Below are 24545 nucleotides of genomic sequence, written 5' to 3' on the forward strand. Positions count from 1 at the left end.
ATTCTTTATAACATGAAAAAGTTCGTTTTATATTCTTTAATGCTTGGCGCTATAGTATCAACTACCGCTTGTAGAAATATAGAAGAAGATGGACCTACCATCATCCAAAATGGAGGTAACGGAAACGGAGAAACTGAAAATCTTATTCTTTCAGGAAAAATCACATCAAATCTTACCCTTAAAGCTAATAAAATTTATAAACTAAGAGGATTAGTATATGTAACAAACGGAGCTACTTTAACCATCGAGCCTGGTACAAAAATCGTAGGTGAGGCAGATAAAAACGGTGCTCTTATCATTACAAAGGGAAGCAAAATAATGGCAGAAGGAACTGCTGCTAACCCTATTATCTTCACATCTGAAAAACCAAGCCCTAAAAGAGGTGACTGGGCAGGTGTTGTGATCTTAGGAAATGCTCCTACCAACGCATCTTTTGGGGGTGTAAACGGTGTTGGAGAAATTGAAGGAGGAATCAACAACTCTGAGGGTCTTGGACTTTACGGAGGAACGAATGCTGCTGATAACAGTGGTATCTTAAAATATGTAAGAATTGAATATGCAGGATACGCTTTCTTACCAGACAAAGAGATCAACGGACTTACATTCGGAGGAGTTGGTAACGGTACTACAGTAGATTATGTAGAAGTTGCTTATGCTAACGATGACAGCTTCGAGTGGTTCGGAGGTACCGTAAACTGTTCTCACCTTATTTCTTACAAAGGTCTTGATGACGATTTCGATACGGATAACGGTTTCTCAGGAAATGTACAGTTCGGTATTGCAGTAAGAGATCCTCAGGTAGCTGACGTTTCAGGTTCTAACGCATTTGAGTCTGATAATGATGCAAACGGTTCTCCTCTACTGCCTCAAACATCTGCTACATTCTCGAACATGACGATCATCGGGCCAATCAACTCTGCGGCTCCTGGATCAATCAACTCATTATTCCAGAATGCATTACAGATCAGAAGAAACTCTACTATCTCTGTATTCAACTCAGCGTTCACAGGGTTCCCTGTAGGTTTATTCATTGATGCTACTAAAGGAACACCAACAGATAACAATATCGTAGGAAACAAATTGTTCTTCGAGAATAATATTTTAGCAGGAAACACAACTCCTTTAAAATTCGGACCGTCTACTTCTACGCCAACAAGTTATACCATCAACGATCTTACAAGCTGGTATAATGCTAAAGGAAATACCATCCTTGCTTCTACAGCAGACTTGAAACTTGCCGGTGCTTGGGCTCCTGCAGGAACTACGCCAAACTTTACGCCTTCTGCGGGATCTCCATTATTAACAGGTGGAATATTCACCAATGCTAAACTAAGCACTTGGTTCAAGAAAGTAACGTACAGAGGTGCTGTTGCAGATGCTAATGACACTTGGTATGCTGGATGGACCAACTTTAACTTGTAATATTTTACATCAATATAGTAGTTAGATTTCATTTCAAATCAAAAGCCTTCGGAACTCTTTCTGAAGGCTTTTTGTATATAATCGTCCCAAGCAGGAATGTTCAATATTAATAAGTGTTTACATTGAATAAATTTCCACCATAAATTCCATCACCATCCTACTCACTATTCGCCTTCCAACTGAGGATGAATTCAACATTTCTCATATTCATATTTACCATTGATCTCTACAAATAACTAAAACAAGTTGAATTTTTTAAATCTTAATTACAAAAAAACAGCCATCAAAAACACGATGACTGCTTCACAAAAAACAAGGGTATAAAAATATATACGTTTCAATTAATTTCTCAGGAACAAATTCCCGTTATGCATCAAACCTTTTATCTCAGACATTCTGGAAACAGCTTCCGCCGAACATGAAGCATCTGCAAGAACCACTGCTGCTTCATCACCAGCTTTAGGCCACTGTTGGTTCCCTTTCTCATCCAAAGGAAGTGTACTTTGAGTCGCAAACTGTAACGCTCTGGATAATGCCAATTCTGTAGCATAACCATACAATTCGGCAATCAGATTAGCTTTCTGAAGCATACTTCCCGATCCGAACGTACTCCAGTAATCCTGTACATTATCATTTCCTATCAATACATTCACTCCATATTTTTTCAAAGTCGGAATAGGCATAATGGTTTTGTTAAATGGTACCGAAGAAGCAATTCCAACCTTTCCTGCTGCCAGTCTTTCCGCAATCTTTTCTGTTTCTTTAGGCGAAAGATGAGCCAAAGCAAAAGCATGACTTACAAATGTTTTTCCCTGAAGAGCAGGATTTTCAATCGCTTTATCAATCAGGTAATTGATGGTTTTCATCCCGGACTCTCCTACTTCATGAAGGTGAATATCAATTCCTTTATGATGGTCCAGGGCAAGCTGTACTGTAAAATCCATGACTTTCTCAATGCTTCCATCAATGCTTAACGGATCCAATCCGCCAATAAGGCTTACACTTTTAAGCTGAGCGGCTTCTTTCATTAAAGGAACCGTTTCTGTATAATAAACTCCATGCTGCGGAAAAGCAACCAGTTCTGCTTTAAAGGAATCTTTTTTATTTTCGAGAGCCTGCTCAAGGTGTTCAAGAGACTTCAAGCCTGAAGTCGGGTCAATATTGAAATGTGTTCGGGCAAAATGAGTCCCGTAATGTTGCTGTAAACTGATAAGCTGCTCTGCTCTTTCTACGGATGTTTCCAACAGTTTGGGAATAATTTCCTGTTCATAGGCAATCATATCTTTTACTGTTCTTCTTTTCGGAGAAAGTGCCTGCCACGGAAGTCCATATAATGTTTTATCCAAATGAATGTGCATATCCCGAAAAGCAGGAAGCATAAGATACCCTTTTGCATCTATTGCATGGGAAGAAGGATCGTTGGCTTTTATCATCTTTATCTTTCCATCTTCAATTTCGATACTAAAAAGGTCTGTTTTTGTACCGATTACCTCTTCATTCTCGTATTCAAAACCTGTTTCCAGGCGGACATTTTTCAGGGTATATTTTCCTTTTGCAGCTGATTGATAAGGGAATTGCATGATTTTACTTTTTTAACCCTACAAAATTACATCGGCTTCATCAGAAAACCGGTGTATCAATTATGTCTTGTTTTGTATAAATTATTCCTTGAACTGGGAAGGAGTCATCCCAGTCTGCGCTTTAAAGAATTTTGAAAAGCTCGCATGATCATAGAAACCGAGATCGTACACAATATCTTTCACCGACATTTCAGAAACTTTTAAAAGACGTTTTGCTTCCAGTAAAATACGATCCTGAATAAGCGATGAAGCGGAAGCATTAAGATTTTTTTTACAGACAATATTCAGATAATTAGCAGAAATATTCAGCTTATTCGCATAAAAGGAGACCGATCTTTCTGTTTTGAAATGTTGATCAATAAGTTGTAGAAATTTTGAAATGATAGGGTTTGAGTTGTAGACTTCAAAATCTTTAAAAGCTCCTTCCATCGTTTTACTTACCAATAAACCTATGATCTCGCTACGTTTCTGAATAAGCTCCCAAAACACATTCTCTCCATTCAGTTCTTTCTGAATAGCCTGAAATTCATATAGGAACACCTCAAACTCATCTTTAGAAAGGTTAATAACAGGGTGATTCTGATAATAAGAAGCGGAAAATCTTAATGAAGGCAAAAAACTTTCGAACCAATCTCTACTGATCATCAATTGATATCCCACAGTTTCTTTTTCAATGACCCACTGATGAACCTGATCCGGAAAAACAAGATGAATCTGGAAGTCTTTCACCTGATATTCTGTAAAATCTATGGTATGTGAACCTACTCCATGCTCAAAAAGATTGATGATAAAAAAGTCATGTTTATGAGGATCATCAATAGAACGTGCACCATGAAGTTCATTGAACAGCAAATGGCAGCCTTTCAGCTGATTTTCATTAAACTCATGAATTCCTAAAACCGGAAAATGTTCTGTATGATAGCTCACGCAACCTGTATTTCTTCTAAAATTAATAAAATTTATGAGAAAAAAATAAAATAACCACAAAAGAAATTACGATTCCCTTTGTGGCTAAAAAACACTCACTAAATTATATTTCGTTTTGAAAAATCAAAAAAGGTATCGTTCCAAGAATCCGAATTTCAAAAGAAATACGAAAGCTTTCACCGTTATGAATCTCCAATTAAAAAACAACATTTCCCTGATGTACCAGCGACTTGACTTCAGAAATTCTTGATACAGCCTCTGCTGAACAGCTTGCATCGATCAGAACAAAATCTGCCTGATCACCCGACTTAGGCCACTGCTGAGTTCCTTTGTCATCCAACGGAAGTATATTTCCTGTTGCCAATTTCAAACTTCTTGACAGCATCAATTCGGTGGAGTACCCATATAACTGCGCCATCAGATTGGCTTTCTGAAGTACGCTTCCGGTTCCAAAGGTATTCCAGTGATCTACAATGCTGTCGTTACCGGTTAAAACCGTTACATTATGTTTGTATAATGTGGGAATTGGCATAATCATTCTTCCAAAAGGAATGGTGGAAACAATTCCGATCTGTGCTTCTCCTAATTTTTCGGCTATTTCTTCCTGCTTTGCGGCTTCCAGTTTGGCCAGTATAAAACAGTGGCTCAAATACGTTTTTCCTTTTAATGCAGGATTTTCATTTACCTTTTTAATCAGATATTCTACTGTTTTCAATCCGGAATCGGCAGTTTCATGCAAATGAATATCGATCCCTTTTTTGTTATCTAAAGCCAGCTGAACGGTAAAATCCACTACTTTTTCAATATCACCATCTATATTGAAAGGGTCTACTCCACCAATAAAATCGATATCCATGGTTGCAGCCTCTTTAAGATAAGGTACTGAATCTGTATAAAATACACCATGTTGCGGGAATGCTACCAATTCTGCTCCAAATCCTTTCTTTTTATTATCTAAAGCCTTTTGAAGATTTTTTAAAGACTGCAGTTTGGAAGTTGGTTCAATATTCACATGACTTCTTGCAAAGGAGGTTCCTTTTGATTGCAGTAATTCAATCATTTTCTCGGCTTTGGATGTTGAGTTTTTCAACATTTCAGGGAGAATTTTCTTCTCCAGCTCGATCATTCCTTTTACCCCTCCGGTTCTTTTTCTCACGGCTTGCCAATGATCTCCATAAAAGGTTTTATCCAGGTGAATATGCATGTCTTTAAATGCAGGCAGCATCAAAAGTCCTTTTGCATCTATTGCTTTGGAATTAGGCTGATTAGGAGCTATCTTAGTAATCTTTCCGTTTTCAATTTCTATATAAAACAGATCAGTTTTGGTAGAAGCTACTTCTCCTTCATCGTAGGTAAAACCGGTTTCAAGGCGAACGTTTTTAAGGCTTAGCTTTCCTTTTGCCAGACTATTTTTCTCTTCAAAAAATGGGGATGCTGTCATGATACTGGGTATTAAAGTAAGCCCCGCCATTGCCAATGCTGAATTTCTTATAAAATCCTTGCGGGATAGGGTATTGTCTGAAGTCTTCATTTCCAATCTATTTATGACAAAATTATAAAGTTCCGCCATCAATAAAGTGTATGGTTTATTACAAAATCTGTATGATTTATAGTTTAACCTGATGATGAGTCAGATCGTTCTGATTGGTGTTCCGTTTTTGCCAAGAGAAACTTTTCAACATCCTTTTTATTTTGCATAAAAAAACCGGATCAAAAATCCGGTCTTATTCTATTTACAGGTTAGAATATTCAAATTTTCTTACCGCTTCAAGCGTCATATCAATTTCTTTATCCTTGATCGCATCACTGATGAAATACGTTTCATATCCGCTTGGTGGAAGATAGACTCCATTTTGCAGCATTTGATGGAAGAAATTGTTGAACAATGCATGGTTAGCTTCCTGAGCTTCATCAAAATTAGAAACTCTGTTGATGTGGAAAAACACCGACATCATTGAACCTTTTCTGTTGATTTTATGAGCGATTCCTTTTTCATTTAAAATTTTCCCGATTTCAAAATCTAAGGTTTCTGTCGTCTTGCTTAATCTGTTGAAGAATTCAGGATCGTTTTTAATCAGTTGAAGTGTTTTTAACCCAGCTCTCATGGCCAAAGGGTTACCGCTTAACGTACCTGCCTGATATACACCTCCTTTTGGCGCCAGGTGATCCATAATTTCGTTTCTTCCTGCAAAAGCCCCTACTGGAAGTCCTCCTCCGATTACTTTTCCGTAAGTCACTAAATCTGCTTTTACGTTGAAAAGCTCCTGAGCTCCTCCAAATGCCAATCTGAAACCGGTCATTACTTCATCAAAGATTAATAAAGCTCCGTTTTCGTCACAGATTTTTCTTAAGTTCTGTAAGAAGTCGTTTTCAGGTAAAACACATCCCATATTTCCTGCAACAGGCTCTATAATTACCGCAGCAATCTCTCCCTGATTATGACGGAACAAGTCTTCAACTTGCTCAAAATCATTATAACGAGCCAATAACGTATCTTTTGCTGTTCCTGCTGTTACTCCCGGAGAATTGGGATTTCCAAAAGTTGCCGCACCGCTACCTGCCTTGATCAGGAAAGAATCTGAATGCCCATGATAACATCCTTCAAATTTCACAATTTTATCTCTTCCTGTATACCCTCTTGCCAGTCTGATGGCACTCATACAAGCTTCTGTTCCTGAAGAAACCATTCTGATTTGGTCTATATTCGGAACATTTTCAATAATAAATTTGGCAATTTCTGTCTCCAGTTCTGTTGGAGCTCCGAAAGAGAATCCTTTTTCTGCCTGGATTTTAAGCTCTTCCAATACTTCAGGATGTGTATGCCCTAAGATAGCAGGCCCCCAAGAATTGATATAATCGATGTAGGTATTATCGTCTGCATCGGTAAGGTAAGCTCCTTTTGCCGATTTCATAAAAACAGGCACTCCTCCTACGGATTTGAATGCTCTTACCGGTGAGTTTACTCCTCCCGGAATGTATTTGTAGGCTTCATCAAATAAAGCCGAACTTCTTTGATACTTCATATATAATATAAAAATTGAGAGGTAGGCCGATTATGTATAATAACCTGTTCTCAACAAAATTAGTTTCGAGGTTTTTTGTCTATTAAGTAAATCAGTTGCCCTGCAGATGGCTGTTGTCCTTCATCCATTCTGTTTTTAGCATATAATTTATTTAATTTAATTCCGAATTTCTGAGCAATATCATGCATATCTTCCCCAGATTCGGCTTTATAAGTGGCTGTATTTCCTGTAGAGTTTTTAGATTCAAGGAAGACGATATCATTTTTCTTCAACGTTTCATTGTCCAGCTCGTTCCATTTCATCAGTCGGCTTTCGCTAACTTTAAATTTGTTGGCAATGAATTTTATATCGGTATCTTCAGGAATTACGACATATTTCAAACCGTCATTAGGGTGGCTTTTGATAAGAATAGAGTTAAGAATTTCCGCTTTCGTTTTGATTCTTTCCACTCTTTTCTGCTGCTGAGCATAAGAGGTCTGTTTGTAAGGAACTTCTACGGTAACCGGTTCTTTTACTTTTCTTCCCGCTTTAGACGGTTCCAGCTGTGCCATGAAAGTTCTGTCGTCTTTCAGATCCGGATACATTTTAAGAACGGCATACAATACTTCATTAGAATTGGTATTGTCGTATTCGTATAATTTATACTTTTCAATTTTAGTGATCAGAATGGACGCATAACGTGGATTGGTTGCATATCCCGCTTTTTTCAGTCCCGTGGCCCATGCTCTGTAATCTTTCATATCCAGTTTAAAAAGATTGGCGTAATACTTTCTGGTGGATAAGAATATAGAGTGATCTTCGTAAGACTGTCTTGGATCTTCATAGACACGGAAGCACTCATTGGGAGCATCATCTGTGTGTTTCATTGTTTTCCCCGTCCAATCTTCTTTACATTTGATTCCGAAATGGTTTTTACCTTCCAGTGCCAGTCTGCTTTGCCCTCCCCCTGTTTCCAGAAGTCCCTGGGCAAGAGTAATAGAAGCCGGAATTTTATATTTTTCCATTTCTTCTACTGCATACTTTGCAAATTTCTGAATGTACTGATCTTCGGTTGCCCAACTTTGGGCTGAAAATTTTGATAAAACTAAAAGGCTTATGGATAGAAAAAGTCTTTTCATGTTTTTCAATTTTACTTATATAATTAAATTTCTATTCTGTTTTTCTAAAAGCAGATTAGCTCCTTCAATCCCCTGCAAACCGCCTGTATGAAAGCACAAAATCCTGCTGTTTTCAGGAAAATAATCTTCATCAATCAGTTCAAAAACTTTCTTCATCATCTTTCCTGTATAAATCGGTTCTAAAGGGATATTGTATTTCTCTTTAAAATCATTGATAAAATGGATATTTTCATCACTTATTTTACCATAACCACCAAAACTTGAATCTATTAGATTAAAGTTCTGTTTCAAAGTTAATTCAAAAATTTTACTTTCCAGTGAAGCATCATCAACGGCTTTAAATCCTATAACTTTCTGATTATCTTCACAAAACTTTGAAATCCCTGCAACGGTTCCTCCGGTTCCGACTGCGGTGCAAAGATAGTCAAAATCTTTTGTTTGTTCATTGAGCATCATTTTCACCCCTGCTACAGCCTCATCATTGGTGCCTCCCTCCGGAACCACTAAAGCCTGCGGGAACTCATCCTGAAGGAATTCCGTCAGTTTTTCTTTATGCCGATATTCTTCGCGGGTGACAAATTTCAGGTTCATTCCGTTTCTTTTCGCAAAAACTAATGTTGGGTTATCGCGCCATTTATGCTCCAGTTCTTCTCCTCTTATGATTCCCAATGTTGGAACGCCCGCCAGATTTCCTACTGCAGAAACAGCCGCAATATGATTGGAAAATGCGCCGCCAAAAGTAATGATATAAGGTTTCTCAGGATTTCCCTCCAAATAACGGTTGATATTATAGAAAAGCTTCCAGTATTTGTTTCCTGAAATTTGAGGGTGGATAAGGTCTTCTCTTTTAATGAAAAGTCTTACATTTTTATGAATAGGAATTTCCTGAATGGGAATAGGTTCTGTAGGAAGTTGTAATAGCATTCTGATTTTTTGAACTACTGAAGGTTTATTCTTTGCAAAAGTAGAAAAAGATTTGATGTTGCGAAGGGTTTCTTTTTTGACCGCAGATGACGCAGATTTTCGCAGATGATTGGTTTTGAGATTATGCTTTCTTAGATTGGAATAAAATTATATGTATTTTGGGTTATTGGATCACTGATAAATTTTATTCTTATGTATATTATATATAGAATATTGAAATTCATAAAGCTGTATGCAAATTTTACAATGAGAGACACACAATTTATGATATTAAAAATATTTTCTAAAGTTCCAGAATTTTCTTTTTTTGAGATAATTAAGATTATTTTCATTAGTGTAAGCTTCTCTTTCAAATGAGATTCTCCTGTAAGCAAGATCACCGTTTTTAAGCTTAAAAACCCAGTAATAATACTCGATTACATAGAATAGGTAGAAGAAAATAATGAGCATTTCCAGCTGTTGGCGCAAATGGATCTTTTCGTGATTGATAAGTATATTATTTTCCTTATCTTCGGGTCTCCTAATGAAGATAAAGGGAAAAAGAGCAATGCCGTTAATTTTTAATTTTTTTAAAGGCTTTTGGCATACAATTATCATATAACAAATATAAAAAGTTTTTTGACTTGCATTTAACTTATGGCCCATTATGATATCAAAGAAGGTGAAGACTTTTACTATAATGAACAGGGGTACAAGGTTTTTACAGAAAAGTTCCATCTGAAAAGAGGTTATTGCTGTAAAAGCGGCTGCAGACACTGTCCTTACGGGTACGATAAAAAGACTGATACATTCATTAAAAGTGATAAAAAAAATAAATAAAATGAAAAAATATATTTTTATTTTGTTGGCATCTGCTACACTGGGATTAACTTCTTGTAGCCCTTTTCAGATACGCTCAGATTATGCTGAAACAGCCAATTTCAATTCTTACAAAACATATAAGATTAGAATTGATGATCTAAAACTGAATGATATTGATAAAGACAGAGTTTTGAATGAACTGTCGAGACAGCTTCAAAGTAAAGGACTTCAATCCGGAGAAAACCCTGATCTGATTATCAACGTAAAAGCAAACCATAAGAAAATTACCGACATCAATACAACTTCTCCTTACGGAATGTGGGGCTGGGGTGGCCCATTCGGATGGGGTGTTGGTATGAACAGAACATGGACGAGCAACTACAACGAAGGAGCCCTTATTGTGGATCTGATTGATGCTAAAACCAATAAGTTGGTATGGCAGGGTATCGGAAGTGGTATATCTGTAGATTCTCCAAAATCTAAACAAAGACAGATTCCTGAAATCATGGCCGAAATTATGAAAAATTATCCGCCACAGCCACAGAAGAAATAAGATTTAAATCATCCATTATATAGCCGGTACATTTTTTTGTATCGGCTTTTTTATTGAAGACCATAACTCTAGTATTCATAATGCATCATCCACCGTTTATTTTTCACCTATTATTGAATGGGTTGCATTTAAAATTAACAATAATGTAATTTCTTATTGATAAAAATGTAGTATTCTTGCTGAAACTTGTATTGACATGAAAAAAATCATCTTATTTTCAGTATTTGCTGGATTGGCCCATGCACAGGCTCCTGCAGGATACTACAATGCCGCCAACGGATTGAGTGGCGCGGCGTTGAAAACGGCATTAAGCACGATTATCACAAACGGTCACCAGGACAAAGGGTACAATGGATTGTGGACAGCTTATAAAACAACAGATATTGATCGGGACTATGAAAATGACGGTTCTATTCTTGATATTTATTCTGAAAAACCAATAGGCGCAGATCCTTATAAGTACACTCCCGGAACCAATCAGTGTGGAACGTATTCCACTGAAGGAAACTGCTACAACAGAGAGCACGTCATTCCCCAAAGTTTCTTCAATGAAGCATCACCAATGGTGGCTGATATTCACTTTATCCGAGCAACTGACGGGAAGGTCAACGGAATGAGAAGCAACTATCCTTACGGTAAAGTGGGAAGTGCTACTTTTACTTCTAAAAACGGATCAAAACTGGGTTCTTCTGCTTCTTCAGGATATTCGGGAACTGTTTTTGAACCGATTGATGAGTTTAAAGGTGATGTAGCCCGTATGATTTTCTATTTTGTAACGCGCTACCAAAGTAAATTATCTTCTTTTTCTTCAGGAAATATGTTGGGAAGCTCTACTTTCCCGGGATTACAGACATGGGAGCTTAATGTTCTTCTTGCCTGGCATAATCAGGATCCTGTTTCTCCGGCAGAGATCAAAAGAAATAATGCTTCTTACACCTATCAGGGAAACAGAAATCCTTTTATCGATAACCCAAACTATGTAAATCTTATCTGGGGATCTGGTACGGGCAATACAGGAACTACTCCAACCACTCCTACTAATCCTTCAAGCAGCTGTGCGAATGAAAATTTTGAAAATATTCCTGCTTCCAGTGCTTCTTATGATAACAAAACATGGAGCAACGGCGGGATTTCATGGACGGCTACAGATGCAAGAACAGATCAAACGGTTAATAACAGAGCAATTACCATAAGAAATGGTTCTTTAACTTCTGGAAATTCCGGTAATGGAATCGGTTCTTTAACAGTAACAACGCAGCTTAAGTTTTCAGGAACTAATGGAACTTTTGATGTAAAAGTGAATGGAACAAAAGTTGGAACTATTCCGTACAGTACTTCTGCCACTACAACAACGATCAGTAATATTAATATTTCAGGAAATGTATCGGTAAGCCTGGTGAACAGCTCATCAAGTAACAGGGTTGCTGTTGATGATCTTTCATGGACCTGCTACTCGGGTTCTTCAGCAAGACAAGCTCAGAACTCTGCTCAGGAATTGGCTGCCCCTAGCTTTATGATTTCTCCTAACCCGGTAACCAACCAGGAAATTTTTGTAAAGGGAGATATTAAGAATGTTAAAAAAGCGGAGATTTATAACTTCCAGGGGAAAGTTCTTCAGAGTATTGATCAGCCTTTCAGAAATGGAAACTCTATCAGAACCGGAAACCTCGGTCAGGGAGTCTATATTTTAAAACTGGACCAGGCAACGTTACAGTTTTTAGTAAAATAATTGTAAAAAAGTATATAACAAAGGTTGGTTTCTATTACAGAGACCAACCTTTTTAGTTTATTAGAGTTGTAATTGATCTTTTCTTTAACTGCTGATCATATATAGTATCACTGATCCTTCAACCATTCCGAAGATATTTTATCTGCATCCGGATATCCTGAATCTTTAAGAAATTCTTCCCATTCTTTATCTTTGAAAACAAACAGATTGCAACGGGATTCATCGGGTTTATTTTCTATTTCAGTTTCACAGTAATAATAGATAAGATCATTGCTTTTCCAAATAGAAACTTCCTGGCGGAATTTATTGGGTGATTTAATGATTTCACCGTCTTTGCCTTCAGGTTCAAAACTTTCCCTTATGGTATCAAAAATAGGAGTATGAAGGGTTTTATTTAGATTTTCGATAAGTGCTTTCTGTTCTTTTTCGGTATAAATATCAAGCTGATACATTCCCAATTCATCATTCTTTTCGTTGGCGAGAGCTCCGATTTCGGGGTTTACATTTCCATAATGCAAAACCACTTTATTGGTGTTTTTACTGTTTCTACCGTCTAGGCTTATTCCGTTAAAGTGCAGTAATTTTTCTGATGAAAAGGCCAGCCTGTCATTTCCTACAAGAGTACCCTCATCCGTTGTTATGGTATCACTGGCAGCCATTGCTCCTGCAGATTTTAAGATATTATTGATATTCTTACCGATATGAAGCGCTGCAAGGTTAAAGGGCTCTGTCTGGATGCTGTTCTGAACTTCGTTATGAGCGTCACAGGTTTTCTTTTTGTGCTGGCCACAGGATACCAATCCCGCCAAAATGATTGGCATGAGGAGATATTTCGTTTTTTTTATGCTTTTGTTCATATCCGGTTCTGATCACAAATCAGGACAATTTTAAAGTAAGATTCACCAATTCTTTTGATGTTAAATTAAAGAATAATTTTTTTTCAAGTTAATACAATAAAAGCTGCCTTCCCATTTTGAAAAGCAGCTTATTCATTTATATCACACTTAGCTTATCTCCTTTTTTCTTTTTCTGAAACAAAAAGTCCAGATATACTTTCTCATCAGGTTTTTTTTTATTTTTCAGTCTGATGATTCCTTCTTTATCTGCTTTATTGAGGATAGAAACCAGTTTTCCATATCCCTGAAATTCCAGATAAAATGTCTCTTCAAATAATGGTTCTATTTCATATTCATCATTCTGTAAGAGCTTTAAGAATTCGTTGCTTCTGGCAGCTTTTTCAGCAGCTCCATAATAAAGAGTCTGTGAGGTAAGTTCTTCCCGATCTTTGATCAGCTGAAGGAACTTTTCTTTATCTTTATTTTTAATGATTTCATAAATCTTTCTATATTCTGCTATAACCTCATCTTTCAGTTTTTTATCATCTTCAAATTCTTTCTTCAGATTAACAGAATTTCTCCATCCTACAAGATCAAAAGGTACGTCTGCTTCGAAGGTAGAACGCCATTCATAAACAGGAAGTCCTTTAAGTGGTAAAGCTATTTTGGGCTCATAGCGGGCTTCTACATACCCTGGTTTTCCGTACTCTCCTTTTTCTGCTGCCCAATATTCTTTCTGCTGATCAAGGAAAATACCTTCTGCTCCATTCATAGCAGGGTTGTAGGTTACTTTTTTAAGGTCTGGATAAGGATAATGGAAAAAGATCAGATTTAAACCTCCGGCATCTCCAAAGACATTCTGGCCCAATGCAGGATACATTCTCACTTTCACTTCATGAGTTCCGCTGGTTAGCAAAAGCGGGTTGATCTCATGAGCGCCTATTGCCCCGCCCTGGTGTTGTGAAGCTTCTCCTTTAAAATTATACAACAGCACATCGTCTACATATACTTCAAATTGTATGCTCTGGCTGTGAATATCAATGGAATTGACTCTTTTTTCGTTGACAATTCTGTCTTTTTTAATCGGGTATTCTTTATCTTTTTCGTTGTCTGTACTCATTTTGTCTCGTTGTTTCCAAAAGTTTTCATTTTTCTTAACCTCATTGATGGTTTCCTGTGATATGGATTGATTACAGGAAGCCATTATCAGAAATACACTTAAAAAAAGTATTTTTTTCATTATGTTAAATAGAATTTGGGTAGATCATCAATGTCCGCTTTAAGGAAAGGATCGTTTTCGTTACCAAATTTTCGGGTTGTTTTTATTCCACGGATCACGATTTCTACTTCAAAGGTAACAATCAATCCTGAGAATCCTACAAATGGTTTTACATAAAGGCCTTTCTTTTCTTCCGAATCTATGGAGAGTTTGGCAGAGAAATAAGCATCAAACTGCCCCGTTACATTAATCTCTATTAAAGGTTTTGCAGAAAATCCTTTCAAGACGACTGACGCACTTACTTTAAGCAGTATTTTAAGGCCTAATTTTGCTCCCAGATCGAGATTCCCTCCTTTTATTCCACCATTGAGGGTATTAATTTCCAAGGCTTTAAAATCTACACTGAACTGTCCGTAAAATTTGGCTTCTAATGTGATTCCTCCGTTGGCAAGAGCAAGTGTTCCCTGCAATCCGGCTACGAAAGCGGCCACAAAAGGGTGCATTCTGCTTCCTACAGCTAATAGATCGATCACAAAATTGGCTCCTACCAGTGGATCTGCTTTAAAATTTAAAGTTCCTACCGTGGAAATCTGTTTATCATAATCGCCTGCACCTCTTTCCAGATACCAGCTTACGGAGGTACTCAAGGAAGGAGATTCCACTTCAAACATAAAGGGAGGTTTGCTGGAGCTTTTCATCACGGCACCGCCTAAAGTACCTTTCACACGGTCTGCTATTTCTTTATATCTGATAAAAATCCCAAGGATTCTTCTTAATTTTTCGGCGAATTCACCACCATAGTCAGTCTTTTGTGCTCCACCATCCCATTCAGCCTGAAGTTTTAATCCGAATTTGGTCAGCATTTCAGGGCTGTTTTTCAGTCTGGCGGATTCTTTCCCTGAAGAAACTGCTTTAGACTGAGCTTTTCTCATCTCACGCGTGATGTCTTTCACATCGTCAGGAAGGGGATTCTGTCTGCTGTATTCAGGGAGATTTCCGTGAGTGTAGGCTGCTGCATTTGAAAAGTTAAATGAGAACTCAAGGGTCCATTTGATATCCGGATAGGCTTTAATTAAAACAGGAGTCGTCTTTTCACTACTGAAATATCTGCAGCTGTGAACATGCAGGTGAAACTGATTGGGGTTGGTTGCCATTGGCCATATATAGGCTAACGGAGCAGCATTAAATCTGGATAAATTAGAATATACCTTGTAAGGGAAGGAAGGTTTGTCGAAAGTCTGCCTGGTATCTCCACTGTCAATCGTCTGTCCTACATCTACCATGTATATTTCCTTCTTGTGTTTATTTTTGCTGTCTCTGAAGCAAATTTTGGTATCAAAACCGACTACATCTATGATGAGTTCTTTCTTGGTAGAAACGGTAGGTGCTACCACTTCATAGCTAATGGTTTGGGCATTATGGGCATTGAATACAAAAGAGATGTCTACTCTTCTGTTATTCTCATAGCTTTCTTCGTTTCGGTACTTGATATTATCTCTTCCCATTTTATCATCGGTAGGATCTACTTCTCCTTTTCCGGAAGCGGTTATCCTGCTTCTGTCCAGCCCGCCATCTCCGAAGAACTTTTTAACAACATCCGCCCTTCTCTGTGATAAGCTTTTATTATAGTTTTGCTTACCTATCACGCAGGCGTAACCACTTAAGCTGATCGTTGCGCCTTTATGCTCTAAAAGAAATTTTAAAATATTGTTCAGTACTGCTTCACCATCTTTATCAATGATCGTAGAATCGAATTTAAAGAAAATAGTTCTTTGAATATGTTCCTGAGGAGCACTGATGTTTTTTAAGCCTTTACCATTATCGAATACATCAACGGTGGTATTATCGGCTTTCCCTTCTTTCTTTCCGGTTTCTGTAATCTTGATAAATTCAAATTTACAGGGCTCGTATCGTACAGTGCTTACGTCCGGCTTGTATACTTTTGTAGGAGTCTGATTTTGGCTTACATTAACGTTGGTAGAGCTAACCTTATTTTTTACATTCAGATAAATGGCATGAAGATCGTCTCCCAGATTATCTTTAATGTATGTTTTGGAAGCGTCATCCTTTACTTTAATATAAAATTCTTCTACATCGGTAATGCGATTCACGGCAGCCATCCATGCATAAGTATTATCTATTTTAAGATTCACCTCGCCATCTATTACCTGAACGTTATTATAGACAAAGATCTTTTTGTCATCTTTGGCCAATTGCTGGTTCCAAAGTTCTATGGTAAGAATATTTCCATTAAGGCCTTCGGTAAGCAAGTTCAGATAAACGGTTTGTCCGTAGGCGATATATTTGTCTTTTTTGTTGTTTTTAATACTGTTGCTGCTCCCTCTTTGGAGCGTCCATTTACTACTGATAATTTTAGGTTCACACCAACCTTTTACATACAGTCCGGTCGCATTTTTTTTATCTCTTACTCCTGAAAGACTGGCTTCTATATAATAATGATAGCTTCCACAAATTCTTTTGGGAATCATAAGTTTATAACCGTTAGCTGAGGGCAGCTGCGCAACGATCACCTGTTTATCACTGCTCTGTCTCATCCATATCAGTTCTTTCTTTTTGTCTTCTGCGGTAGTTCCCGGCAACCAGTCATCCACTCCAAAATACACCCACTGATCTGGTTTTATGGTAATTCTCTGTCCTAAAACCGACATTTTAGGATAGTAAAGTCCTTTTGTAATTTTTATTTTTTTAACGCCTTTCGCCATTGTATTTTCATTTAAATTACATCATCTTCTCCACCGTGTGAAGGTGCTTCATTATAGATTGATTCTGTATCTACCAAAGGGTTGATCTGCTGTTGTACATCTTTATCTGAATTCTTAAAATTCTGCTGACTGGCTTCTGCCCTCTGACCATGATCTATGATTTCAATGCATGGAGTTCCTGCTATGGCGCAAATAGCTTTGCTGTCTTCAACAATCATAAAGCCACCATTACTGAGCTGTACTTTGTCGTAAAAATTCTGCCATTCTGTAACCATAATCTTACATGGCGGCGGCGGACTTCCTTGTTTTGTACAGTTTCCAAAGGTATTTTTTTCAAAGGTGGAACCTCCTGTTTCTTTTGTTGTTACGATGAGTTTTTTTGAAGCACTTTTATCATTGGCATATTCTTTCTGATGGGTAAGTACTTTGAGTTTGTCCGGAGCCTGCCCGAACTGACATTTGCACATGGCTCCCTGTACTACAATATGTTTTTCTGCCATGGTTACTGGTCTTTATTTGAAACAAAAATTCTGGTCAGGAAATCATTTCCAAATTCCAGACGGATGAAGGATGTATTTATTTTAAAGGTAACTACCGTAAGTGCTGTGGAAGAACTTTCCCCCGTATCTACCGTTGTCTGATAAAGCTGAGCATTGTATTTTGCAAATTTTGCTTTGCATTCTGAGGGTGAACTTTCATTAAAAACAAGCCCATAAGGTAAGCCAGCTACTTTTTTATCGCCATAGTATTGCAATGCGTAATATTCCTGGCCATCATTCAGTTTTGTAAGGATCAGATTAAAAACCTCATCGATGTCCCAACTGGCATATGTTCCGTTTTTACAGTCTTTACATTCCAATTCATTGGGTTGTATCTGTAAAAGTTTTGTGATGACATCTCGAGTCGTGGGCAGAGGAATAAACTGTTTCTTATTGAATAAGTTTTGTAGTTTTTTTGAAGCTACTTTTTCAATAGCGTTTCTTTTTTCAAAATCGACTGCGGGGTCTGCTGTTCCTTCTACAATATTCACAATCATATCATCCGAGTTTTCTATGGCCTTTGATTCTTTACCATTCAAAAGAAATTCTTTGATCTCCTGCTCCACTTTTCCTGTAGATTTTGTGAGTTTTGTATCTACCTCCTTTTGGGAAAAACGGTCGGGAACTACTCTTTCAAGGAAAATACTGACTTTGGTACTTTTTTTAGAAATTTTATCAAACGTGATCTTCCAGTTGGCCTGTTCTATGAATTGTTTCGGCTTGGCTCCTTTTTTCAATGCCAAATGGAGATAGGGATTTTGAATATTTTTATCGTATTTCAGATTATAAAGATCTATTGTGGTAGAAAAATTATCATCGTCGGCCGCTGCTGCTTTAGGGTCATCATTCGTAAATTCATTTTTGAAACTAAAAATAATGTTCTGTAAGGCTTCTATATCTTGAGGTACTGTAAATTCGACTTTCTGCCCAAAAGACAGACTGAAGCTCAGCAGTAAGGTGAGTGTGATAATATGTTGTTGTAATGTAAATTTCATTTTGCTTTGGTTTTTTTATTTTTTAAACAGCGGCAATCGCTACTGATATTTTCTTTTTTTCCTTCAACATGATGGAGCATTCCAGATACAGGGATTCCGGGAGTAAAGTTTTCCCGTTCAGATAATACTGGATTCTGAAATCTCCGTTTTCGTTCATGATTGGATTTTCTTCTATAATGAGTGAAAAGGGTGATCTAGAGATAAAATCGTGTGTTGTTCTTTCATCATATAATTTGCCTTTGCCTTCAATATTTACCAGATCATATTCGTTCTTCAGAGGGTCAACTTCTATCTGAATTTTATAATGGGGTTCTATCGGATTATTGACTATTGGAAAGGTTTCTGCTCTTTCAATCTCGAAGGCAGATCCAAAACTTTGATAAATTCCCAGAAATAAGGTTCTGATGAGATAGTCATTTTTAAGATAAAGGTCTATGGTGTCCGGTTCTTCTATTATTTGCTCGATCTTTTGGCAATACTCATCTACAATTTCACCATCAAATTCCTTATATACTTCATCTTTAACCGCAGGCCATCTTTCTTTAAAAACACTGAGGTTCTCCACTCCGTTAAATTTTCCCTGTTCGTTGACGCTAATCTGTAAGGGATATAGAACTTTGGAAGTTTTGAAAGCCAGCATATCTGCTATTTCGTTAATCTCTTCTTCATTCAGATACAGGTTGGAAATTCGGTCTATTTCAAAAAAGTGCAGATTGTTTTCATGCTTTACCCAACGTACTGACACCTCATATTTTAATTCATTGTGATGATCTCCTGTTTCCATATTGATGATCACTCCATATTTATAGGACGAGTGAGAGGGCTGGAAAATCAGACTGTTTCCTCTTCCGAATTTTACCAAAAGATTTTTATCTGCAACTGCCGTTCTCGGAATAAATATTTCTTTTTGTACGGTAAGTTCTATCAGGATCATATCTTTTACAGGGCACAGGTTATTATGAAATAACTTTAAAGCATCTGTATCCAGATGGTAGAGCGCTGCTATGGTTTTTAGGGTTTCGTCTTTCTGAATGATGTGTTTGTTATACTTCTGCATGATCTTATTGTATTACTCTACAGTAATATTCTTATTCCTGATATTTCCAGAAATTATCCAAATCTATTTTTTTTATAAAAACTTCTTTATTTTCCTGTTTAAAAATCAACTGTCTGCCACTCAAATCTCCATTCATTTTCAGTATAATTTCTACCGGCTTAGTTTTGTCAACATTTTTAAATAATTCAAACATTTCCTCTTCATCTGCATATTTTACTTCAAACACATATTTTTCTCCGTTCGAATTTGAAAATAAAAAAGAAAAGTATCTTGGTACAGCTCTTAATTTAAATTGATTGTCATTGAGTGTAGCGCCGAATAATGTTTCCATTTCCCCATTAAACATTTCTATGATGACATGCTCCAGTTTATAATTGGAAATATCAATTTCCGGTTTCCATATATATTTTTCACGATATGTATCCCATATCCCATATGGAATTCCTTTTTTCTTTAGATTTTCATAGGCCTCGGGTACGGAGCTACTGATATCAAAAAAAGCATCACGCGAAATGGTGGGATTTCCAGGGACATAATCTGCCATGCTGATCTCTGTTTCTTTAGCCTGAAACCTGGCGATTTCAACCTGCTGATCGCCTCCGTACATCCAAACTACAACCACACCTCCGGGAGCGCATCCTGTAATAATATAGGAGTAGTTCTCTTTTTCTCCGGAGCGCCAATTTATCATTCCTTTATTAAAAAGTTCTTTTATTTTTTCTACCGGCAAATCCCAACTTCCTTTATAGAATTTCCTTTCCATAAAAGAAGCCCAGCTAATTTCCAATTTTACGGGAATTGCTTTTGCATCTTTTCCCTGTATGTGTGTGGAACCAATATGCCCCCACGTTTCATTAGAAATTCCTGAAGACGGTATATATACTGTGCTTCCATCTTCCAAAAACAATGTTCCTTTATAGATATTCATAGGATACATTTTGGGAGAGCTTTCTGTAGGAAGCCATTCATATTTATTCATATTTTTCTGACAAGAGATTAGGAGATATTGAAATATCAGTAAGTAGGTCAATAATTTTTTCATATCTCAGCAATTATTGCATTGTATTATTTTAATTAAAATTTGTTCTATGAGGAAGAGCAAAATAAATGACTATCCAAACGACAATTATCACCAAATTTGTCATCATTTTATTTTTATCCTTTTGTCTGAAAAATGCTTCTATTAAAAGGTAAATAAGGCCTATTAAGAATAAAAACAGCGGCAATAGATCTATATTATACCTTTGTCTTTTAAAATTATTTTCAGCAAACATTAAAAAAAACACGAGGTAAGGCAGCAATGGAATTATAAATCTTGTTATTGTATATTTTATCATATTTTTATGAATTAGGTGCAATTCTACGCCATCTGGTTACTTTCAGGTTTTTTTTATCTAACGTATAATTGGGTCTGTAACCAATTTCCCCGAATCTTGAGTTCCAGTGAATATAACGGTTTCGTAAATCCATTAGCATATTATGATCATTCACAATGGTGTTGAATTTTTCCGTTGTCATTTTTTTCTGTTCCCACTGCTTTCTAAAGACTTCAATCTCTTTATTTGTATAATAAGACATTTTGGGTTTGGTTCCTTTGATATATTCCTGAAGCCGGGTCTTTACTTTGGTTAAATCCAGAGGATAATATTTGTTTTCTGCTCCGTTAGGTATTTTATAGTTTTCGGCTATTTTTGCTAAGTTAAAAGTTCCTCCATACGTTTCATTAATCATCTCGGTAAGGAGTTGCAATGTAACAAAACTATATCTATTGCTAATGCCTTGTCTATTGATGTGGGTTTCGTGCCATGAGTTCGGGGCGACTACTTCGCTTCTCTTAAACCATCCCTGTTCAATAAGATCATTTAAATCATTATTCAAAATTTTGTCATAGTCTGAATCACTTAATCCATCTCCCCATGTATTGTCAAGATCCATGATTTGTCTGTCCAATTCTTTCATGTTATGGGTATAACATCCTCCAACATCTGAATGTACCCCAGGCAGAAAGAAGTCGCTTCCGCCTGCATTTCTGGTGAGGGTAAGCATAAAGTTTTCTCTATGTTCATCTGATGCGCAGAAATGGATAATTTTCTTAGCCTTCAATGTATTTAAATGTAATTCCTCAACATCATTACTAAAATCAGGACTTATCGTTTTATTGGTGGCATTGGGATCATAGGAAGAAACGGTATCATATAATCCTAATACCCGAACGGCAATAGTTTCAATATTTATTTTCTGTTCCTGGAGTTTCAAGCCCAAATGTCCTCTGCCCGGAAGTTCTTTCAAGGCGGTATAGTAGCCATCGCTATCCGTTGGAACAGCTTTGGCGCCTTGTACAGGTGGCACATAAGAAAGCGGATAGTATTTTGATTTGTTTATTTCATATACAAAATTTCTTGCCGCTGCTGCCCCTCTGCTAAATCCAAAAACATCCAGGGCTAGGGTATTTACACGTTTGTCTTTCTTCAGTTCAATTACTTTCTTCACAATCTCTTCACAGCCCTTTCTCACTTTGGCACGGATTCCCATACTACCGGCTCCAAAGGCAACTCCAAGATGGTCTGTAAGATCATCACTATCTGCTTTAAGATTTTCGGTTCCTATTCCTTCTATATATATTTTTGTAACATAATCTTCTGTATTGTACCAATATTCTTTTCTTGCAACATTGGATAAATCATTTTCATAGCTATCATCATCTTTATTAGAATATTTATCGTACTTCTTTTTTTCTTCTTCTGTTCTCTTATAATCAGGTTCATTTCCTCCTGCTTTGGTATTACTTCTGTTATTTTGTGTTCCGTCAAAAAAAATACCTATTCTAATATTTATCTCTCCTTTTGGTGGTGGAGGTGGTGAATAATTTCCAAAAACAATATTCGACATGTGCTCCTGTTTATTTTATATTACCTGTTGATCCATCTGTTTTACGGATATCTTTTACCGTTCTTTTCTATGATGGATACTTTTGCATTGGTTGCTTTACTTATTTCCCTGAGAAACGATTTTCTTATTACTAGCTAAAACCAAATTTTCTTTTTGTGCTTCTACATTGATTTTCTTTGCTATTTTCTCCACCTTTTTTCCTACACTCAGATGATAGGAAGCTTTAACAGTGATTGTAATATTGGTTGCTGTTTTTATAATAGCCATATCAGAACAATTTAGATTTTTCCGCACTGTTGAATTCTACAATTTTTCCGCTTTGCATCGTCATGTTTTCCATTTCGCTGAACATGGATATTTCACCAGCTATTTCATGAGAGGTTTCAGATTGTCTTTTGAATTCTTTTTCTATCATTTCGGTTCTTGTGTCAGAAGATTCCATGATGTCTCCTGAGGCAGTAAGTCTCATATCTTTTCCGGCAATAGATACAATATCTTCATTGGCTGTACTGGTAATACTTGCTCCTGCTCCTACTGATATTTCTTTTCCTGCTGTAATGCTTATGTTTTCACCTGCATTCAATGTAAAGTTTTTGGGAGCGGTCATGCTGATATTTCCTTTACCGTCCATAAAATATTTATTTCCGCTAGGGTCAAGAATGGTAACACTTCCTTCTTCGTCATTCATAAGAACTCTTATTCCGCTCCTTGTCTGTATAGATTTCAAATGGTTGTTCACTCCGCCTCCTAAAGCGATTCCGCCATGGAACATTCCTCCCATTACAAAAGGTCTGTCTGGATGACTGTGAACGAAATTAACCATTACCTGATCTCCAACTTCCGGAATAGCAACGTATCCTCTATTTTGGGTAATCTGATCGGTTCCTCCTGCATCGGGGCTCATCATACGGATGAAGTGAGTACTATCATTAGTCTGCCAGTCAAATCTCACCTGTATTCTTCCCTGGCCTTCCGGATCTGTATTGGAAATTACGGTTGCTGTCTGTGGCTCTGCTTTAGGAACAGTAAAATCCGGTTTGGGTAAAAACCCGGTGTCTGCAGCAATTCCCATAAAGCTTCCGGTATAATGCCCTCTGGTATCAATCTCATGTTCCGATTCTGTAATCATAATTTTGGTAAAGTATGATGTTTCATTAGAATCAGTTTTCCGCATCTGTACATCTGCTACACAGCCTGGATGCAGAAATGGAACGGTTGTATTTCCAGAAATAGAAAAGACATTAACCGCTTCGCTTCCTGATGCACTTTTTTGTGAGTATTCTACATCAAGATGGGTGTTTGCTTTAATAGGAGCGACCTGTAAAGCTGGCGTTTTATAAATAGAATCGTTGTGACTGTATGCTGTTTTGGCAAGATCTCCAACATGCTGAATAGGTGTTGAACCTGAAATCAGTTTTTCATCTTTATTGCTGTTGTACCCGTAGAACTGTGGTCTGGTGTGTACGGCTTTCAATTCTACTTTGATGTCATGGGCACTGCTTCCATACGTTAGCGTGATAGGTTTGTTCTGAGGGGGGAGTTTTCCGAAGTGAAGAACCTCACCGTCATAATAAAACTGTTCGCCATAAGCTTCAGCCATTCTTGCCAGATAGTTGTAATGGGTTTCATCATACTGACTGCTGTAAATGATTTGGGAATAGTTGTTGGCATCCACCCTGATGTCAAAACGGCTTTTATCAATTCCCTGTTTGAGAACATCTTCTGCAATAATTCCTATATTCACAGGTTGAGAACCTCCAAAACTTTGGATATGCGGAGCGCCATCAAGAAGGATAGTTGGGCTGTACCCAGTCAGGATAATATTTCCAAGGCTCATCTGTTCCTGGCTGAAACCTACTCCTGTAATTACCCCTACAAAAGTTCTCTCAGGACTGTTGTCTATATCTTTATATGAAATAACAGCTGTAAGACGTTTCCCAAGGAATTTATTAGCTTCTTCAAGAGAGTGAGTTTGCCTGTCGCCAAGCGTATCGTGTGCTAAGGTAAGCGTAAATTCGTGATGACGTACAGTGCTTTGTTTAAGCTTAAAGTGTTTATAATATTTGATAATTTTCCCTTCAATCACGAGAGAAAGTTTTACCAATCTGTTGATTCCTGTATGGTGATTTTCAGATACACCATCTGCATTCTGGGTAGGCCGGAAGGATGTTGTTCTTGATTTTTCAGGATTATTTGACATATTTTGTGGT

General features: G+C 37.1%; 21 protein-coding genes. 4 read left to right on the forward strand and 17 right to left on the reverse strand.

All coding sequences use genetic code 11. The features are described 5' to 3' along the window. Positions 1-12 precede the first annotated feature (12 nt). Positions 13-1422: a hypothetical protein gene (locus tag ACL9RH_RS11970; protein ID WP_422693594.1), complete on the forward strand. Its 1410-nt coding sequence runs from the start codon at positions 13-15 to the stop codon at positions 1420-1422. Between the two features lie 341 nt (positions 1423-1763). On the opposite strand, the gene ACL9RH_RS11975 is transcribed toward ACL9RH_RS11970, so the two are convergent. From ACL9RH_RS11975 to ACL9RH_RS12005, 7 genes are all read right to left on the reverse strand, one after another. Then, the gene (locus ACL9RH_RS11975; RefSeq protein ID WP_422693595.1) at positions 1764-3002 is read right to left on the reverse strand and encodes an amidohydrolase; all 1239 of its coding nucleotides are present in this window, start codon (positions 3000-3002) and stop codon (positions 1764-1766) included. An 81-nt stretch (positions 3003-3083) separates the two neighbouring features. Beyond that, positions 3084-3929, reverse strand: a complete 846-nt coding sequence (locus tag ACL9RH_RS11980) for an AraC family transcriptional regulator (protein ID WP_422693596.1) — start codon at positions 3927-3929, stop codon at positions 3084-3086. A 196-nt stretch (positions 3930-4125) separates the two neighbouring features. Continuing rightward, positions 4126-5460, reverse strand: coding sequence for an amidohydrolase (locus ACL9RH_RS11985; RefSeq protein ID WP_422693597.1), 1335 nt, complete (start codon positions 5458-5460; stop codon positions 4126-4128). 202 nt (positions 5461-5662) lie between these two features. Beyond that, positions 5663-6952 carry a glutamate-1-semialdehyde 2,1-aminomutase gene (gene hemL, locus ACL9RH_RS11990; protein ID WP_422693598.1) on the reverse strand — a complete coding sequence of 430 codons (1290 nt, stop codon included), beginning with the start codon at positions 6950-6952 and terminating at the stop codon, positions 5663-5665. Between the two features lie 59 nt (positions 6953-7011). Beyond that, positions 7012-8070 (reverse strand): glucosaminidase domain-containing protein, encoded by a 1059-nt coding sequence (locus ACL9RH_RS11995; RefSeq protein ID WP_422693599.1) that lies wholly within the window; start codon positions 8068-8070, stop codon positions 7012-7014. Positions 8071-8085: 15 nt separating this feature from the next. Beyond that, positions 8086-8994, reverse strand: coding sequence for a 1-aminocyclopropane-1-carboxylate deaminase/D-cysteine desulfhydrase (locus ACL9RH_RS12000; RefSeq protein WP_422693600.1), 909 nt, complete (start codon positions 8992-8994; stop codon positions 8086-8088). Positions 8995-9264: 270 nt separating this feature from the next. Then, the gene (locus ACL9RH_RS12005; RefSeq protein WP_422693601.1) at positions 9265-9591 is read right to left on the reverse strand and encodes a hypothetical protein; all 327 of its coding nucleotides are present in this window, start codon (positions 9589-9591) and stop codon (positions 9265-9267) included. A 39-nt stretch (positions 9592-9630) separates the two neighbouring features. Here ACL9RH_RS12005 and ACL9RH_RS12010 point away from each other — a divergent pair, with 39 nt between their 5' ends. The 3 genes from ACL9RH_RS12010 to ACL9RH_RS12020 all read left to right on the forward strand — a co-directional run bounded on the left by ACL9RH_RS12010 (position 9631) and on the right by ACL9RH_RS12020 (position 12077). Further along, complete coding sequence (locus ACL9RH_RS12010; protein WP_047434227.1) at positions 9631-9813, forward strand: DUF5522 domain-containing protein; 183 nt, start codon at positions 9631-9633, stop codon at positions 9811-9813. A 1-nt stretch (position 9814) separates the two neighbouring features. Beyond that, on the forward strand, positions 9815-10348 hold the full coding sequence (locus tag ACL9RH_RS12015) for a DUF4136 domain-containing protein (protein ID WP_422693602.1): 534 nt from the start codon (positions 9815-9817) through the stop codon (positions 10346-10348). Between the two features lie 196 nt (positions 10349-10544). Continuing rightward, the gene (locus ACL9RH_RS12020; protein ID WP_422693603.1) at positions 10545-12077 is read left to right on the forward strand and encodes an endonuclease; all 1533 of its coding nucleotides are present in this window, start codon (positions 10545-10547) and stop codon (positions 12075-12077) included. A 107-nt stretch (positions 12078-12184) separates the two neighbouring features. Here ACL9RH_RS12020 and ACL9RH_RS12025 read toward each other — a convergent pair whose 3' ends face one another. The 10 genes from ACL9RH_RS12025 to ACL9RH_RS12070 form a co-directional block, all read right to left on the reverse strand. Beyond that, complete coding sequence (locus ACL9RH_RS12025) at positions 12185-12898, reverse strand: hypothetical protein (RefSeq protein WP_422693604.1); 714 nt, start codon at positions 12896-12898, stop codon at positions 12185-12187. A gap of 172 nt (positions 12899-13070) precedes the next feature. Next, positions 13071-14153 carry a hypothetical protein gene (locus tag ACL9RH_RS12030; protein ID WP_422693605.1) on the reverse strand — a complete coding sequence of 361 codons (1083 nt, stop codon included), beginning with the start codon at positions 14151-14153 and terminating at the stop codon, positions 13071-13073. Next, positions 14153-16855 carry an OmpA family protein gene (locus tag ACL9RH_RS12035; protein ID WP_422693606.1) on the reverse strand — a complete coding sequence of 901 codons (2703 nt, stop codon included), beginning with the start codon at positions 16853-16855 and terminating at the stop codon, positions 14153-14155. The genes ACL9RH_RS12030 and ACL9RH_RS12035 overlap by 1 nt, the downstream gene beginning before the upstream one ends. An 11-nt stretch (positions 16856-16866) precedes the next feature. Further along, positions 16867-17355: a DUF4280 domain-containing protein gene (locus ACL9RH_RS12040; RefSeq protein WP_422693607.1), complete on the reverse strand. Its 489-nt coding sequence runs from the start codon at positions 17353-17355 to the stop codon at positions 16867-16869. Positions 17356-17357: 2 nt separating this feature from the next. Further along, complete coding sequence (locus tag ACL9RH_RS12045; protein WP_422693608.1) at positions 17358-18389, reverse strand: hypothetical protein; 1032 nt, start codon at positions 18387-18389, stop codon at positions 17358-17360. Between the two features lie 22 nt (positions 18390-18411). After that, positions 18412-19446 (reverse strand): hypothetical protein, encoded by a 1035-nt coding sequence (locus ACL9RH_RS12050; protein WP_422693609.1) that lies wholly within the window; start codon positions 19444-19446, stop codon positions 18412-18414. 31 nt (positions 19447-19477) lie between these two features. Further along, positions 19478-20425 carry a DUF2931 family protein gene (locus ACL9RH_RS12055; RefSeq protein WP_422693610.1) on the reverse strand — a complete coding sequence of 316 codons (948 nt, stop codon included), beginning with the start codon at positions 20423-20425 and terminating at the stop codon, positions 19478-19480. 362 nt (positions 20426-20787) lie between these two features. Further along, positions 20788-22335, reverse strand: coding sequence for a phospholipase effector Tle1 domain-containing protein (locus ACL9RH_RS12060; protein ID WP_422693611.1), 1548 nt, complete (start codon positions 22333-22335; stop codon positions 20788-20790). A gap of 96 nt (positions 22336-22431) precedes the next feature. Then, a complete protein-coding gene (locus tag ACL9RH_RS12065; RefSeq protein WP_422693612.1) occupies positions 22432-22602 on the reverse strand; it encodes a hypothetical protein in 171 nt (56 codons plus the stop codon). 1 nt (position 22603) lies between these two features. Continuing rightward, positions 22604-24535, reverse strand: coding sequence for a type VI secretion system Vgr family protein (locus ACL9RH_RS12070; protein ID WP_422693613.1), 1932 nt, complete (start codon positions 24533-24535; stop codon positions 22604-22606). Between the last annotated feature and the right edge of the window lie 10 nt (positions 24536-24545).

The organism is Chryseobacterium sp. Mn2064 (assembly GCF_049319685.1).
In the GTDB taxonomy this organism is placed as follows: domain Bacteria; phylum Bacteroidota; class Bacteroidia; order Flavobacteriales; family Weeksellaceae; genus Chryseobacterium.

Bases quoted from the DNA above. Each gene is read 5' to 3' on its own strand.
- ACL9RH_RS11970 (WP_422693594.1), top strand. From the start codon at position 13: ATGAAAAAGTTCGTTTTATATTCTTTAATGCTTGGCGCTATAGTATCA.
- ACL9RH_RS11975 (WP_422693595.1), bottom strand. From the start codon at position 3,002: ATGCAATTCCCTTATCAATCAGCTGCAAAAGGAAAATATACCCTGAAA.
- ACL9RH_RS11985 (WP_422693597.1), bottom strand. From the start codon at position 5,460: ATGAAGACTTCAGACAATACCCTATCCCGCAAGGATTTTATAAGAAAT.
- hemL (WP_422693598.1), bottom strand. From the start codon at position 6,952: ATGAAGTATCAAAGAAGTTCGGCTTTATTTGATGAAGCCTACAAATAC.
- ACL9RH_RS11995 (WP_422693599.1), bottom strand. From the start codon at position 8,070: ATGAAAAGACTTTTTCTATCCATAAGCCTTTTAGTTTTATCAAAATTT.
- ACL9RH_RS12000 (WP_422693600.1), bottom strand. From the start codon at position 8,994: ATGCTATTACAACTTCCTACAGAACCTATTCCCATTCAGGAAATTCCT.
- ACL9RH_RS12005 (WP_422693601.1), bottom strand. From the start codon at position 9,591: ATGATAATTGTATGCCAAAAGCCTTTAAAAAAATTAAAAATTAACGGC.
- ACL9RH_RS12010 (WP_047434227.1), top strand. From the start codon at position 9,631: ATGGCCCATTATGATATCAAAGAAGGTGAAGACTTTTACTATAATGAA.
- ACL9RH_RS12015 (WP_422693602.1), top strand. From the start codon at position 9,815: ATGAAAAAATATATTTTTATTTTGTTGGCATCTGCTACACTGGGATTA.
- ACL9RH_RS12020 (WP_422693603.1), top strand. From the start codon at position 10,545: ATGAAAAAAATCATCTTATTTTCAGTATTTGCTGGATTGGCCCATGCA.
- ACL9RH_RS12025 (WP_422693604.1), bottom strand. From the start codon at position 12,898: ATGCCAATCATTTTGGCGGGATTGGTATCCTGTGGCCAGCACAAAAAG.
- ACL9RH_RS12030 (WP_422693605.1), bottom strand. From the start codon at position 14,153: ATGAAAAAAATACTTTTTTTAAGTGTATTTCTGATAATGGCTTCCTGT.
- ACL9RH_RS12035 (WP_422693606.1), bottom strand. From the start codon at position 16,855: ATGGCGAAAGGCGTTAAAAAAATAAAAATTACAAAAGGACTTTACTAT.
- ACL9RH_RS12040 (WP_422693607.1), bottom strand. From the start codon at position 17,355: ATGGCAGAAAAACATATTGTAGTACAGGGAGCCATGTGCAAATGTCAG.
- ACL9RH_RS12045 (WP_422693608.1), bottom strand. From the start codon at position 18,389: ATGAAATTTACATTACAACAACATATTATCACACTCACCTTACTGCTG.
- ACL9RH_RS12050 (WP_422693609.1), bottom strand. From the start codon at position 19,446: ATGCAGAAGTATAACAAACACATCATTCAGAAAGACGAAACCCTAAAA.
- ACL9RH_RS12055 (WP_422693610.1), bottom strand. From the start codon at position 20,425: ATGAATAAATATGAATGGCTTCCTACAGAAAGCTCTCCCAAAATGTAT.
- ACL9RH_RS12060 (WP_422693611.1), bottom strand. From the start codon at position 22,335: ATGTCGAATATTGTTTTTGGAAATTATTCACCACCTCCACCACCAAAA.
- ACL9RH_RS12065 (WP_422693612.1), bottom strand. From the start codon at position 22,602: ATGGCTATTATAAAAACAGCAACCAATATTACAATCACTGTTAAAGCT.
- ACL9RH_RS12070 (WP_422693613.1), bottom strand. From the start codon at position 24,535: ATGTCAAATAATCCTGAAAAATCAAGAACAACATCCTTCCGGCCTACC.